This is a genomic window from Shewanella morhuae (assembly GCF_900156405.1).
Taxonomy (GTDB): Bacteria; Pseudomonadota; Gammaproteobacteria; order Enterobacterales; family Shewanellaceae; genus Shewanella; species Shewanella morhuae.
Window position 1 is genome coordinate 242,435 of sequence record NZ_FTNN01000003.1, and the last position, 14,426, is coordinate 256,860.

Consider the following 14,426-nt stretch of genomic DNA (forward strand, 5'->3'; position numbering starts at 1 on the left):
CGGCATCCTATAGGAACGCTAAAAATAATATAAAACGGGTTAACTACAGCTCCAAACCGCAAACGACATTACGACCATTTTGTTTCGCAACATATAATTGCTGATCAGCCGTTTCAATAAGCGTTTGCCAGGTCAAATCACTACGAGGCTGCACGCAGGCTACACCGGCACTAATAGTAACTTCGTTGAAACTCGAATCGATATGCTTAATGTGCAAAGCTTGCACTGCATCGACTATGTTCTGTGCCATATGTTCCGCCCCTAGCAATGGGGTGTCAGGTAGAATGCAAATAAATTCTTCACCACCATATCGCGCAACAAAGTCCACCGCGCGTTTTAATGTAGTGCTAATTGCTTTAGCAACCAGACGTAAACATCGATCGCCTTCTTGATGGCCATAACGATCATTGAAATGTTTGAAAAAATCAACGTCTAACATCACCACGGATAAAGGCGATTGAGTTCGGCAACTGTGCTCCCATATTTCAGGTAGACGTTGTTCAAACTGACGCCGGTTCGCCACCCCAGTTAAGCTGTCAAGCAATGCAATCGAGTGCAACAAATCGGTTTGCCGCTTAAGAATAAACTGATTCTTAACTCGTGCGGTGGTAATGATTGGGTTAATAGGCTTATGAATAAAATCAACCGCACCGAGCTGAAAGCCTTTAACCTCCTGAACTTCATCAAAATGTGCCGTAACAAAAATGACCCCAATATTGGCCGTTAGCGGATCGGCTTTAAGTTGTTGGCAGACGTCATAGCCTGACATTATCGGCATTTCAATATCTAACAGCACTAAATCTGGCTGTAACTTTTGACATAATGCTATCGCTTGTTGGCCATTGGTCGCCATAAACATTTCATAATCTTCATGGAAGAGTTGATGCAATATTTTAATATTAAGCGGTTGATCATCAACGACAAGAATTTTACCTCTCTCAGTTTCAAGTGGCACAATTATGTCTGCAACATCCATTATTTATCCTCCAACACGATAATGTGTAGCGTATCTAATGCTTGGGCGAATTCGAGAGCTTGCACTTGCGTATATAGCACTGACCATTGTGGGTGGCCCGATAACGATTCTGCTAACTGCTCCACTCGCGTTATAGCTTCTAAATTATTTTCTGCTAATAACGTCATTAGCGTATTTAGCTCTAATTTTATATTTTGTACCGCTGTGGCTGGCTGACTGAGTTGATTTGTAACATCATTCGCGAAAATACTCGCTTCTGTAGCCTCGCCATAAGTCGCGATTTGTTGGCTACTTTGGTGGATTAACACAGCTAACTTATCAACCCAATGCTCAACTTCAACTTGCTCAAAGGATTTTTGCTTAAATTGTTGCTCTAAATAAGCACTATATGTCGCTAAGCGCCTAGCCCCAAAACTACTGGCCACGCCTTTAATCGCATGGCTTACAGCGGCCGCCTTTTCATAGTCAGCTACCCGAGTCGCTTGGGTCAATTGCGCCAGTTGCTTGTTCATTTCAGGCGTGAAATTCTGCGCTATTTTATGAAAGAACGACTCATTTCCGCCAAAACGCTGCAAGATAAGATCGATATTATCCAGTAATGGCTCATCCTCTAGGCTGACCGCTGCCGTGGAATAATACTCTGCATATTGCTGAGTAGTTGCGACCTCTCGTCCTACTAACTGCAAAATACTGGGTAGCAGTAATGGCATATCAATGGGTTTACTTACATGGTCATTCATCCCGGCATCGAGGCAATCTTGCCTGTCTGACTGAGAGGCGTTAGCCGTCATCGCTAATATGGGTAAAGTAGCAAAGCGTTCATCACTACGGATAAGACGAGTCGCCTCCAAGCCATCCATATCAGGCATTTGCATGTCCATTATGACGATGTCGAATAGGTTTTCATTTTCAAACACCAGAGCAACTCCTGCCACGCCGCCCTCGGCCAATACTACACTTGCCCCTTCATAACTTAACAACTCATCAATCACTTGTCGGTTTAGCTGATTATCCTCGACCACTAAAATGGTGAGTCCGGCTAATAGTCGCTGCGAACGCGGCTTAGGATGGCTATTCATCGTCTTGCCTTCGATGGCATTTACAATTGTTTCAGCTAAGACTTGTGAAGTAACGGGTTTGGTTAAAAAATTCACAAAAGGTACGTCTTTAATCTGCTGACTTTCTGCAATCACTTCGTGCCCATAGGCGGTTAACATTACCACCAGTGGCGTACGACTATCGGCATGTGAATCACGCAGTATTTCGGCAGTTTGTAAGCCATTTAACTCAGGCATACGCCAGTCCATCAAGATGACGTCAAAGGGGTTTAAAGCTTTATCGGCACGGGCTGATTGAGTGAGCGCCGAATAACCTCCCAAGGCTATTTCGACCTCACAACCCAGCCCAGTGAGAACCTTATATAAAATCTCCGCAGTGAGCTGATTATCATCAACCACTAAAACACGGTATCCACTGAGATCTATCTGTTGGCTTTCTCCTGCTGTCATAATCGGAAAAGTCACATCAAACCAAAAACGGCTACCGATACCGACCTGACTGGTGACTTGTAGCTGGCCGCCCATAAGCTCAACCAGCCTTTTACTGATGGCGAGCCCAAGCCCCGTCCCCCCAAAACGGCGTGATGTTGACGATTCCGCTTGCTCAAATCCGGTAAATATCCGCTCTATTTGCTCATCACTGATGCCTATTCCCGTATCCGTAATCGCAATCTGTAACGTAACCGTATCGGTGTCACGGGCTAAGCAGTTAATCGCAACCGTGACCTGGCCACTAAGGGTAAATTTAAGTGCATTACCCGCTAAATTAATGAGAATTTGCTGCAATCTCAACTGATCGGCTAACAACCAGGGCGGTAAGGCTGAATCAAGGTCAAACATTACCTCAACATCTTGATTGCCATGATTACCTGATAGCACTACGGCAAGATCGCGCATCAGTAGCTCGATAGAGCAAGGCTGTAGATCGAGTGTTAGCTTACCTGCATCGATTTTAGAGAAATCAAGAATGTCATTAAGCAAACCTAACAATGACTTAGCAGCGGTTTGAGTCTTGCTAACATAGTCCTGCTGCTGCGAGGAAAGAGAGGTATGTTGCATGAGTTGCAACATACCAAATACGGCGTTCATCGGTGTGCGAATTTCGTGGCTCATATTTGCTAAAAATGCAGACTTAGCAGCGCTGGCCGCATCGGCCTCTAATTTAGCTTCTCTGAGAGTTGCTTCTAATTGCCGCTGCTCGGTAATATCGATATTAATACCAATCACTCTTACTGCATTACCGTTTTTATCCCGCTCTATGGCAGCTGCCGCTTGTACATAGCAAGTAGAGCCGTCCGCTTTAATCAACCTGAAAATAGGATCATATTGAACGGTTCCCGCTAAAGCCGCTTCTAATTGGGCATTAGCAGACACTAGATCGTCAGGATGGACGCGCATAGACCAATGCTCATAAGTGACGCCCTGCTTTTGTAAGCTTAGGGGGTGATCATAAATAATATACATACGATCGTTCCATTCGAGCGTGTTATCGAGCACATTCCAAGCCCAGATACCCAGTTTAGCGACTTCAGCAGCCTTGCTTAAATGGTTACTGAGAGTAATGAGTGCTTCTTGTTGTTGTAATACCTGCGAAATATCGACTGCCATGCCTAAATAGCCAATAATTTTACCTTCGCTATCGTGCATTGCGGTAACCGAGAGGGATACTTGAAATTGGCTGCCATCTTTACGCACATAAGTCCACTGACGTGTTTCGGAGCCTTGAATTTTCGCTTTATAAATGAGGGCATCAAAACCTTGAATATCTTGGCCATACTCACGGGAGATCTCTGCAGCTTGAGTGAGTAACTCTTCTTTTAGGTGTAAAGGCGTCGGCCGTGATTTACCTACGACCTCTGTAGCTGAGTAGCCCAGCAAACGCTCGGCACCGCGGTTAAAAATGGTCACCACACCCTTGGTATCAGTCGCAATAATCGACATTTCAGAGGCCGCATCGAGTACATTTGTGAGTAATGACCCTAAGTTATTTTTTTCAATCTGTATTAGCTTACGACCAGTGATATCAATTCTTAACGCGACAAAACGCTCAATTTTACCTTGCTCATCAATAACAGGGCCAATAACGGTGTCGAACCATTTTAGTTGCTGGTTTTGATCGCGGTTGCAGATCTCACCATGCCAAGACTCGCCAGAGGTTATTTGCGCCCACATCGCTTGCCAAAATGCAGTATCGTGCTCATTCGACTTCATTATTGCATGGGTACTGCCAACCAGTTGCTCACGGGAATAACCACTGACGAAGCAAAAATGATCATTCACTTCTAGAATAATTCCGTCTGCATCGGTCACAGAATAAAGCAGCTGTTGATTAATCGTATTCAGCAAGGTTTGGTGCTCTAACAATGCTTGCTGCAACGCTTGTGTACGCGTAATCACCTGTTGTTCAAGGCTCGCATTGAGGTTTAATATTTGCTGCTCAGCCTCTTGCTGCTGGCTAATATCGCGGATAGTTTGGCTCAAACCCACAATGGCGCCATATGCATCGTAAATAGGTAGTGCCGTAGTTGATGTCGATAAATGGCTGCTATTTTGTTTTTGATGGATAGATATCCGATTTAATACAATTTTTCCCGACATCACTTCCGCAAATAATAACTGCTCTTCTAACACTCTATTGGGGGGGATAATTAAATCCCAACTCGATTGGTTTAAGACCTGCTCTTCGGTATAACCAAATAACTGTTCTGCACCTCGGTTCCAACTGGTAATGCTACCGTCTGTGTCATAACTGATAATCGCATCGAGCGAATGATCTAACATGCTAGCGCGCCTTGCTTGCTCTGCGATCACTTGTTGCTTGCGCTGCAAATTCAGCGACCACATCGCAATTAACCCGCCTAAGAGCAAGCTAAATACACTACCACCGATAAATACTAAGCTAGGTTTATTGAGATGGAGCGCCTTAATAAAAGCAGGATATGCAATTGCTTCTATCTGCCACTGACGACCAAAAATCTCTTTGATCATTTTATGGCGGTAGGACGACAGTGGTGATGCATCATGCTGAGTTTCAAAAAAAGGGATAGGGTCTGAAGCTTGCGTGACGTCGCTCAGTAACAGCTTGGTCATCTTGTGATCTAATGCCAGCCCCGTTAATACTTCGTTGGTCACCAATGGCGCAAAACTCCAGCCATAACCCGCCGAGAGTCTTTCTGCTTCTGTTTTAGGTACTGAAATGGTTCGATAAATTGGCAGTAAGATTAAGAAGGACTGTGAGGTCTTTCCCTCAGCCTGCACTAACGTAATCGGGGCAGATAAACGCGCTTCTCCTGATAATAGTGCCGCATCAGCAGCCTGCTTACGGTACGGCTCAGAGGCAACATCTAAGCCAACTGCAGCTTGATTGCGCGCGATTGGTTCAATATATTCAATAACATATCGTTCACCGTCATTAGGCGCTAGTTGCTGAATCATAAAATCAGGCCAGCTATGTTGTCGAACTCGGGTTAAAAAATTAACCTCATCGGCACGGGCGACTCGGCGAATAAAACCAAATCCACGGGCGCCTGGAAACTCTTGTTCTACATCCCGTATCAAACTATAACGACCAAAACCTGCACGACTGATATTGTGCTCACCCGCTGCGACAATCGTACCGAGTACACCGCGTAAACCGTATTGATATAAGGTCATACGGTTGATGACATTCTCACCGATCTGTTCGGTGTTTTCCTGTAAGGCTTGTGCGATTGTTTGGGTATTCGTTCTCTGTACCCACCATGCCGCTACGGCACTGAGCGTTACCCCAATTAACAGGATAAATAAGCCCAACTTTGAGGCATTTTTATAGCTCATCGACACGCGCATAAACACCTTACAATATAGAATCATAGGGTTATGATTCTGGACTAATACAACCCCTTTTGCCACTAAGGTTATGGCAACACGGTATAAATGTACCAAAAATCTCTAATTTCAATTTAGTTACAATTTCACCTCTAGCGTGAGAAATCACGAGTATTTCCACGCAATTTCATTTGCTTAGCATTAATATTAGCCAATAAATATCAGTATTTATTACGCCTAAGCCCTAAGGTGAGCTAGTCGCCTGTGCGGAATGCGGCTATATTAAGCCGATTCATTTTCAATTTCAGTCAGTTGGTTAATCTTAACTACTTCTCAGCAGTAGAATAAACACCAAACTGCGCAATTAAGGGACATTCCATGGGACAAGAAACCTCGAAAATTCTCGTTGTCGATGACGATATGCGCCTACGAGCATTACTCGAGCGTTACCTGATGGAGCAAGGTTATCAGGTGCGCAGCGCAGCTAATGCCGAGCAGATGGATCGTTTATTAGAACGTGAAAACTTTCATCTACTGGTACTCGACCTGATGTTACCCGGTGAAGATGGCTTGTCTATTTGCCGTCGTCTGCGCCAGCAAGAAAACCGGATCCCTATCGTGATGCTGACAGCCAAAGGCGATGAAGTTGACCGAATTATTGGTCTAGAACTCGGCGCCGATGATTATTTACCAAAACCGTTTAACCCACGGGAATTACTCGCGCGAATTAAAGCGGTGATGCGTCGCCAAACCCAAGATGTGCCCGGTGCCCCCGCGCAGCAAGAGGCACAAATCAACTTTGGTGAATTTTCCTTAGATTTAGCTACCCGCGAGATGTACCACGGTGATGAATCTATCGCACTCACCAGCGGCGAATTTGCTGTACTAAAAGTGCTCGTTACTCATCCGCGCGAACCGTTATCACGGGATAAACTGATGAACCTTGCCCGCGGCCGTGATTATTCAGCATTAGAGCGTTCTATCGACGTGCAGGTATCGCGTCTACGTCGCTTAATTGAAAAAGATCCCGCCAACCCTCGCTATATTCAAACGGTTTGGGGATTGGGTTATGTGTTTGTGCCCGATGGCGCCGCCCGTCGATGAGCCGTATTTTCCACTCAATGTGTCGTGATTAAACCCGCCATGAAAACGAAATTTTGGTGGCGTTTTTTACCTCGAAGCGCGTTTAGTCAAACCGTAATGCTGATTGGTTGCTTACTTTTGATTAATCAGTTGGTGTCTTACATCACAGTGGCGGTCTATGTACTCAAGCCTAGCTACCAGCAAATCAATCAACTTATCGCTCGCCAAGTCAAACTGCTGTTTGTCGACGGTATCGATATTGGCCGCGAACACTTAACTATAGTCGATGCCCTTAATGCCAAAGTACGTGACGACGGCATGAAGATTTATAATCAACAGCAAGCACGTGAAGCTGGCATTGATCAAGCGACTTATTATGGTTTTTGGTCATCACAGATGTCTGAATATCTGGGTGGCGATGCCGAGGTACGCGTTACCCACGGCAAAGTACTACAAATTTGGATCCGCCCACCGCAAGCACCTTCAATCTGGATAAAAGTGCCACTTATCGGCCAGAATGTATCAGATCTTTCGCCGCTCACTCTTTATTTACTGGTGATTGGTGCGCTAAGCGTCGCGGGCGGTTGGTGGTTTGCACGCCAGCAAAATCGTCCACTTAGACGACTACAAAAAGCGGCTATCTCGGTCTCCCGTGGTGAGTTCCCCGAGCCATTGCCGCTGAAAGGTTCGAGTGAAATTGTTGAAGTAACCAATGCTTTCAATCAGATGGCGCACAGTATGAAGCAACTTGAACAAGACAGAGCGTTATTAATGGCGGGGATTTCCCATGATTTGCGTACACCACTGACCCGTATTCGTCTCGCCTCTGAGATGATGGTAGATGAAGATCAATATCTTAAAGATGGCATAGTGAACGATATTGAGGATATGGACGCCATCATTAGCCAATTTATTGCCTACATACGCCAAGATCAAGACACCAGCCGTGAGTTAGGGCAAATCAATAAACTGATCCAAGATATCGCTCAAGCAGAAGCCAATCGTGCCGGTGAAATTGACCTTGTTCTCACTGATTGCCCTGAAGCACTGTTCCAAACGATTGCCATTAAGCGGGTACTGAGTAACTTAGTCGAAAATGCCTTTCGCTATGGTTCAGGTTGGATCCGTATCAGCTCACTATTTGATGGTAAACGAATTGGCTTTTGCGTCGAAGATAACGGCCCCGGTATTGATGAGTCACAGGTTAGTAAACTTTTTCAACCTTTTACTCAAGGGGATAGCGCCCGTGGTAGCGTTGGCTCAGGCCTCGGTCTCGCTATCATCAAACGTATTATTGACCGCCACCAAGGGCAAATCATCTTATCAAATCGTGTTGAAGGTGGGTTAAAAGCGCAAGTGTGGCTACCACTAGAATAGATTTATTTATTGTCGATAAATCAATAATCATACGGCATGCCGCCATTGTTGGCCGCTTAATCGGTTAATACACAGATAAAAAATTGGGAGCCTAAGCTCCCAATTGATCGTCACGCCTGATTAGAGATTACAGCGCAGCCAAAACCACTTCGGCTTTACTGGCTTCAAACGCATTTGGCGCTTCAACATTCAGCAGTGTCACTACACCATCTTCGATAATCATCGAATAACGTTGTGAGCGTATGCCGCCAAAACCAGCGGTATCCATTTCTAAGCCTAATGCTTTAGTAAAACTGGCATCGCCATCGGCGAGCATCATTAATTCAGAGGCATTTTGTGCTTCGCCCCATGCTTTCATGACGAAGGCATCATTCACAGCCACACAGGCAATTAAATCCACGCCTTTAGCTTTAAACTCGTCAGCAAGCACGACATATCCAGGTAAATGCGCTTCAGAACACGTCGGCGTAAAAGCGCCAGGCACTGCAAACAATACTACTTTTTTACCAGCGAATAATTCAGAAACTTGGTGAGTTACCATGCCATCTTTAGTCAGTTGGTTTAGGGTTACAGCGGGTAATTTTTGACCTTGAGCAATCATGTCTTTCTCCCTTTAGTTAAATTAACCTATCCATACTAGCCCTATTTAACGCAGATAAACACAGAGAGAAATAAGGGTAATTATGCTCGAGTTCGATTTAAGCGTAGCCCCGCGCATAAACTGAGGAATAACAGACCCAATACCGATAAGCTACCACCGCTTTCTTCCACGATGATCACATCGGGCCCACGATCTGTATCTCTATCGCTGCTTTCGAGTGGCAGTGCATATAAACTATCAATTTCATCGGCGCTAATCGTCGCCACTACATCGCTGTAACCCACTTCATATACATCAATTAACACATCATAGTAATCCGTTGCATAACCCGTATAAAGCGTGGTCAGTACTTCATAATCATCCTGTTGCGAGTCACCATAAATAGTAAACACCTCTGTGGTGTAGTAATGCACCCAAGGGCCACCATTACGACTCAAATAAAGCTCAGCAAATAAGTCCGCTCTTTCATTAAGATAATAGCCATTAACATCAACGTCAAAAGTCACGCTAAAGGTTTGATAAAAACCATCATAGTCAAAGTCTTCGAACAAACGGCTGCTGGCATCATAAATTGAAAAACTATGGTACACAGGTGCACGATTGACGTTGTCACTGGCAGCGCTCGAACTGGGTATCCCTTGGCTCGCATGCTTAGCCGTCACTTGCTCACGCGTCATTGGCGCAGTGCCCATCAGCTCTACTCGTTTTACTGCGGGTGCTTTTGTCGACAAAGCTGGCGCTAAGGATTTAACCACTGTTGCCGCCGCTTCAGTAATATTTTTAGCGGGGGCGGCGTGCTGTAACAAAGTGAGTGCTTGCTGCTCCTGTTCGGCGGCTTGCTCACTGCTTTGTTCGGCATTTTTGGCAATACCTACACTGGCAGCTGCAAATGGTGATAAGTTTTGCGACGATTCTAAGTATCGAGGCTCAGCACTCACCACGGAAGGGAGCATTAATAGCGTGCCAATGACTACGCCTTTCACTAAGAAGGTATTCATTATGGCTGCCATACCTAGGTTATTGTGTTTGTTCATCTTGAATACCCCATGGATAATCCGTTCAAATTGGAGCTATTAAAGTGCAATGAAGGTGAACATAAGCTGAACATCCAAGTTTATGACTTAATTGATTCGTTCAGCGCCAATTCATCTACATTAGACAACACTAGATACGCTTAAAAATAGAGCGAGTGACTGCCGTTTCATTGCAGTTACCACGGTAAAATAATTGTAACTAAGGTAGTTGAACAAACTATTTGAGTTATTTTTAAGGAATGTTGCTAACCAATTGGCTGATCTCTATATGTTTGTTAAGGTGATGAGGTATTCTTAGTCAACTCGATAACTTATCCACTTCACCCATTAACTCAAGATCGCCAAACATTGCGGATACCCGATATGAAATTTGGTTTGACATTGGCCCTAATCGCTTGCTTATTTGCCTCTTTTGGAAGCACGGCTGGCAATGATAGACGTGATGATCGCAATCAGTCCCGCAATCAAGAGGCAAAGAACGAGCAGCGCCGTCTGGTGGTCAATAATCCGGATCAAGCGGTGGCAATAGCGCAGCGCCAATTTCAAGGAAAAGTACTGAGCGTACAATCTAGTGGTGCAGGTTATCGCGTTAAAATTCTCAATAATGATGGCCAAGTATTTTCAGTCTCAGTAGACGCCGCAACGGGCCGAGTATCGAGGAAGTAACGATGCGTTTGTTATTAGTGGAAGACGATTTAGAATTACAAACTAACTTAAAACAGCATTTACTCGAGGCTCATTATAGTGTCGATATTGCCAGCGATGGCGAAGAAGGTCTATTTCAAGCACTCGAAGTCAACTATGATGCGGCCATTATCGATGTAGGTTTACCTAAGCTTGATGGTATAGCCCTGATCCGACAGGTGCGCGAGCAGAAGCGTGGTTTCCCAATTTTAATTTTAACCGCCAGAGACAGTTGGCAAGATAAGGTTGAAGGACTTGACGCCGGCGCCGACGATTACCTCACCAAACCTTTTCATCCCCAAGAACTCATCGCCCGCTTAAAAGCATTAATTCGTCGCTCCGCAGGTAAATCCAGCCCTTTGATTTACAACGACCCCTTTAGCCTTAATACCAGCAGTTTAGAAATACGCAAAGGCGAAGAATTGGTGAGTCTTAGCAGTTCAGAATACAAGTTATTCGAATTTTTTATGCTGCATCAAGGCGAAGTAAAATCTAAAACGGTACTGACTGAGCATATTTACGATCAAGACTTTGACTTAGATTCCAACGTGATTGAGGTTTTTATCCGCCGTTTACGCAAAAAACTCGATCCCGATAATCAATACAATCTGATTGAAACCCTACGCGGCCAAGGTTATCGCCTAAAAATCTTAGCACCTGAGCAAAGCGGCAATGAGTAAACGCGCTATGGCGTGGCAAGTTTTAAATTCTCTTAAAGCGCGCTTAGTCGCCAGCGCGCTATTGTTCATCTTAGTGTTATTACCCTTGATTGGCATTGCCTTAAACGATGCTTTTACCGAGCAAGTTAAAAGTGCAACTCAAAATGAACTTAGCGCCTATGTTTATTCGATTCTCGCGGTTACAGAGGTAGACAATCAACAAATTTCCATCCCAGAGTTAGTGCTAGAGAATCGTTTTAACCTCGTTCAATCAGGGCTTTATGCCATTGCCACCACTGAAGATACCAGTGGCAAACAAACCATTGTGTGGCACTCGCAATCTTTTATGGGCATTACGCCACCACCCCATTTTACCATTCCTGTGACAGGTCAAAGCGCATTTGAGCAAATCATACTCGCCGATAAACCTCATTTGATTTATAGCTTTAGCGTGAGTTTTGCCAGCCAAAATCAAAACGTGCCAGTAACCATCCACATCATTAAAGATGAGATCGCGTTCCAGCAACAAATTGATAAATTTAATCAACAGCTTTGGACTTGGCTGCTAATTTTGATGTTAGTTATGTTAGTGTTTCAACTCAGTTGGTTATGGTGGACACTGCGACCGCTGGCGCGCTTTACTCAAGAACTACATCATGTTGAGCAAGGTAAATCGATGCAGCTCAGCAGCCAATATCCCACTGAATTACAAGCTGTGGCACGGCAACTCAATATTTTACTTAATACCGAACAAACCCAGCGTTCACGCTATCGAAATGCCTTAGCCGATCTTGCCCACAGCCTCAAAACCCCGTTAGCAGTCATTAAGAGCCAAGCCGATTTAAGTGCAGCTTCCAGTGAGCAAGTGTCGTTAATCAGCCGAATTATTGGCCACCAGCTGAAACGCGCCCAAACTGCTGCTGCCGCTTCGTGGCATTTAGGGATTAGCACAAATGAAGTCGCAGCTAAACTGTTGCGTACATTGACTAAAATCTATCGAGAACCACAAATAAACCTTAGTAGCGAGGTTGCAGCGCAAGCTGTGTTTAAGGGGGATGAGGCTGATTTAACCGAGATTGTGGGCAACCTGCTCGACAACGCCTGTAAAGCGGCAAAATCCACCGTCAAGTTAACGATAACCGGTGATGCCTATCAGCTACTGATTTGCATCGAAGATGATGGCCCAGGGATCAGTGAAGCGCTACAAACGCAAATCTTTGAACGCGGTATCCGTGCAGACTCTTATCTGCAAGGTAATGGGATTGGGCTTGCTATAGTGCGTGATTTAGTCGATAGCTATAACGGTAGAATTACCGTCTCCCGTTCAACAACGCTAGGTGGTGCCAAATTTAGCATCAGCTTTGTTTACTCAGTTTAATCATTTAATTTCAATATGATGAACTCACTATCTCATTCAATTTATCATTAAATATAAATCCTATACCGTAAGACACTTTCAGCTTATGTTCATATTCAAACGCCTATCATGCCTATAACATCCTCGAATAGGGTTATTGGAGCGAATAATGAACAGAACATCACGATGGAATTGGCTAGTGCTAACGGCAGCGTTAGTCACCTTGCCTTTGACGACTATCGCACAGGCGGCCGGTGTATCAATGAGCCAAGGCTCGAGCGCAACATCCAGCCAAGCTGAACTTGAACAAATGCTGGCACCCATTGCCCTGTATCCCGATAGCCTATTAACCCACATCTTAATCGCTTCGACTTATCCTCTGGAAATCGTGCAGGCACAACGTTGGTTAACGCAGCGCCCTAACTTATCGGTCGACCAGATCATGTCGCAGGCTGACACTCAAGACTGGGACCCAAGTGTAAAAGCACTATTGGCTTTCCCTACGCTGCTACAACGGATGGCGGATGATCTCAACTGGACTCAAGGATTAGGTGAAGCCTTCTTAGAAGATGAAGGCCAAGTGATGAACGGCATTCAATCCTTAAGGCAACAGGCTGATAAGGCTAGCAGCTTAGCTAATATGGATAACATGGCCATCACCCGTGCCAATAATCAAATCATCATCGAACCAGCTAAGCGCGAAATAGTCTACGTGCCCTACTATGATCCCCGTGTCGTGTTTGGCTCATGGCGCTGGGGCGCAGCCTATCCACCGGTATATTGGGAATTTAGCGGCTATGCGGGTTATCCCTATCGCCCACGTCATAACCATTTCTACTGGTCACCGGGGATCCACATCTCCTTCAACTACTTCTTTAGCTCTTTTCACTGGCATAGCCACAAAGTGGTCGTACTCGACTATCGTCATTCGCACCGCTATCGTCCACGGGAAAGATACAGTGTTAGCCATGGCGCGCAGCCTTGGCAGCATAAGCCAGAGCATCGCCGTGGCGTGAATTATCACAACCCCATAGTCAAGCAACGCTATTACAACGATAACAAGTATCGTGGTCGTGATTCGCACTCTAATGGCAGTAACAAGCACTACAACAGCCAATATTCAAAATCTAATGAACGCCAAAATCAACATGACAAGAGCCGTGACTATAAAGATAAACAGCATAACTATGATGGTCGTGAGCACGATAAACGTACACCGAGTTACCAAAAAACGCAGGCAGAGTTAAAGGAACGCCGCTCTGCGCCTATGGTGCAAACGCCCACTCATAAGGATCGTAATGAGGCCCAATCAAGACCTGCACAGTCAAAGCCGATACCTGTAAAAGAGCCGCAGCAAAGGCAATATCAAACTCGGGAATCGCAACCACGTAATGTTGTTCCGCAAAGGGCGCAGCCACAGAAACAAGAGAACTTACGAACTGTGACGCCCAGAGTTGAAACTCAGCGTCCTGAGGTAAGACGTGCAGAACCACAACGCAGTCAACCACAGCAACGTAATGAGCAACAGCGCATTCAGCAACCGCGCATTGAACAGGTAAAACAGTCAGCGCCAAAGCAACGTGAAGAAATGAGAGTAAAACAAAGTGAGCCACGCCAAAATATGCAAGCGACTCGCTCGGTAGATCATAATCAAGGTCGAACAGCTCAAAGCCAAGAGCGACGTCACAGAGAATAGGTTTTACGATTACTAGCAGCAAACGAAGAACGCCATCTATGGCGTTTTTTTATTTAGTTGAGCGGTTAAATATCAACACTATGGGTGCGCTACT

At 45.1% G+C, this 14,426-nt stretch carries 10 protein-coding genes; 6 read left to right on the forward strand and 4 right to left on the reverse strand.

Annotated elements, in window-relative coordinates; all coding sequences use genetic code 11:
* Positions 1–43: 43 nt before the first annotated feature.
* The gene (locus BW947_RS05340) at positions 44–976 is read right to left on the reverse strand and encodes a diguanylate cyclase (protein ID WP_076497289.1); all 933 of its coding nucleotides are present in this window, start codon (positions 974–976) and stop codon (positions 44–46) included.
* On the reverse strand, positions 976–5,862 hold the full coding sequence (locus BW947_RS05345) for a PAS domain S-box protein (RefSeq protein WP_076497290.1): 4,887 nt from the start codon (positions 5,860–5,862) through the stop codon (positions 976–978). Before BW947_RS05345 ends, BW947_RS05340 begins: the two co-directional genes overlap by 1 nt.
* A gap of 357 nt (positions 5,863–6,219) precedes the next feature.
* Here BW947_RS05345 and ompR point away from each other — a divergent pair, with 357 nt between their 5' ends.
* Both ompR and envZ read left to right on the forward strand, forming a co-directional pair.
* Positions 6,220–6,945, forward strand: a complete 726-nt coding sequence (gene ompR, locus BW947_RS05350; RefSeq protein WP_076497291.1) for an osmolarity response regulator transcription factor OmpR — start codon at positions 6,220–6,222, stop codon at positions 6,943–6,945.
* Positions 6,946–6,984: 39 nt separating this feature from the next.
* The gene (gene envZ, locus BW947_RS05355; protein WP_076497292.1) at positions 6,985–8,301 is read left to right on the forward strand and encodes a two-component system sensor histidine kinase EnvZ; all 1,317 of its coding nucleotides are present in this window, start codon (positions 6,985–6,987) and stop codon (positions 8,299–8,301) included.
* 127 nt (positions 8,302–8,428) lie between these two features.
* Here the strand turns inward: envZ and BW947_RS05360 are convergent, their stop codons facing one another.
* Positions 8,429–8,902: a peroxiredoxin gene (locus tag BW947_RS05360; RefSeq protein WP_076497293.1), complete on the reverse strand. Its 474-nt coding sequence runs from the start codon at positions 8,900–8,902 to the stop codon at positions 8,429–8,431.
* Between the two features lie 80 nt (positions 8,903–8,982).
* The gene (locus BW947_RS05365; RefSeq protein ID WP_076497294.1) at positions 8,983–9,936 is read right to left on the reverse strand and encodes a choice-of-anchor H family protein; all 954 of its coding nucleotides are present in this window, start codon (positions 9,934–9,936) and stop codon (positions 8,983–8,985) included.
* Positions 9,937–10,299: 363 nt separating this feature from the next.
* Between BW947_RS05365 and BW947_RS05370 the strand changes: the two genes are divergently transcribed.
* From BW947_RS05370 to BW947_RS05385, 4 genes are all read left to right on the forward strand, one after another.
* Positions 10,300–10,602, forward strand: a complete 303-nt coding sequence (locus BW947_RS05370; RefSeq protein ID WP_076497295.1) for a PepSY domain-containing protein — start codon at positions 10,300–10,302, stop codon at positions 10,600–10,602.
* Positions 10,603–10,604: 2 nt separating this feature from the next.
* Positions 10,605–11,300 carry a response regulator transcription factor gene (locus tag BW947_RS05375; protein WP_076497296.1) on the forward strand — a complete coding sequence of 232 codons (696 nt, stop codon included), beginning with the start codon at positions 10,605–10,607 and terminating at the stop codon, positions 11,298–11,300.
* Complete coding sequence (locus BW947_RS05380) at positions 11,293–12,657, forward strand: ATP-binding protein (RefSeq protein WP_076497297.1); 1,365 nt, start codon at positions 11,293–11,295, stop codon at positions 12,655–12,657. The genes BW947_RS05375 and BW947_RS05380 overlap by 8 nt, the downstream gene beginning before the upstream one ends.
* A gap of 148 nt (positions 12,658–12,805) precedes the next feature.
* Positions 12,806–14,332 (forward strand): DUF3300 domain-containing protein, encoded by a 1,527-nt coding sequence (locus BW947_RS05385; protein WP_076497298.1) that lies wholly within the window; start codon positions 12,806–12,808, stop codon positions 14,330–14,332.
* Positions 14,333–14,426: the final 94 nt, after the last annotated feature.

Bases quoted from the DNA above. Each gene is read 5' to 3' on its own strand.
- BW947_RS05340 (WP_076497289.1), bottom strand. From the start codon at position 976: ATGGATGTTGCAGACATAATTGTGCCACTTGAAACTGAGAGAGGTAAA.
- BW947_RS05345 (WP_076497290.1), bottom strand. From the start codon at position 5,862: ATGCGCGTGTCGATGAGCTATAAAAATGCCTCAAAGTTGGGCTTATTT.
- ompR (WP_076497291.1), top strand. From the start codon at position 6,220: ATGGGACAAGAAACCTCGAAAATTCTCGTTGTCGATGACGATATGCGC.
- envZ (WP_076497292.1), top strand. From the start codon at position 6,985: ATGAAAACGAAATTTTGGTGGCGTTTTTTACCTCGAAGCGCGTTTAGT.
- BW947_RS05360 (WP_076497293.1), bottom strand. From the start codon at position 8,902: ATGATTGCTCAAGGTCAAAAATTACCCGCTGTAACCCTAAACCAACTG.
- BW947_RS05365 (WP_076497294.1), bottom strand. From the start codon at position 9,936: ATGAACAAACACAATAACCTAGGTATGGCAGCCATAATGAATACCTTC.
- BW947_RS05370 (WP_076497295.1), top strand. From the start codon at position 10,300: ATGAAATTTGGTTTGACATTGGCCCTAATCGCTTGCTTATTTGCCTCT.
- BW947_RS05375 (WP_076497296.1), top strand. From the start codon at position 10,605: ATGCGTTTGTTATTAGTGGAAGACGATTTAGAATTACAAACTAACTTA.
- BW947_RS05380 (WP_076497297.1), top strand. From the start codon at position 11,293: ATGAGTAAACGCGCTATGGCGTGGCAAGTTTTAAATTCTCTTAAAGCG.
- BW947_RS05385 (WP_076497298.1), top strand. From the start codon at position 12,806: ATGAACAGAACATCACGATGGAATTGGCTAGTGCTAACGGCAGCGTTA.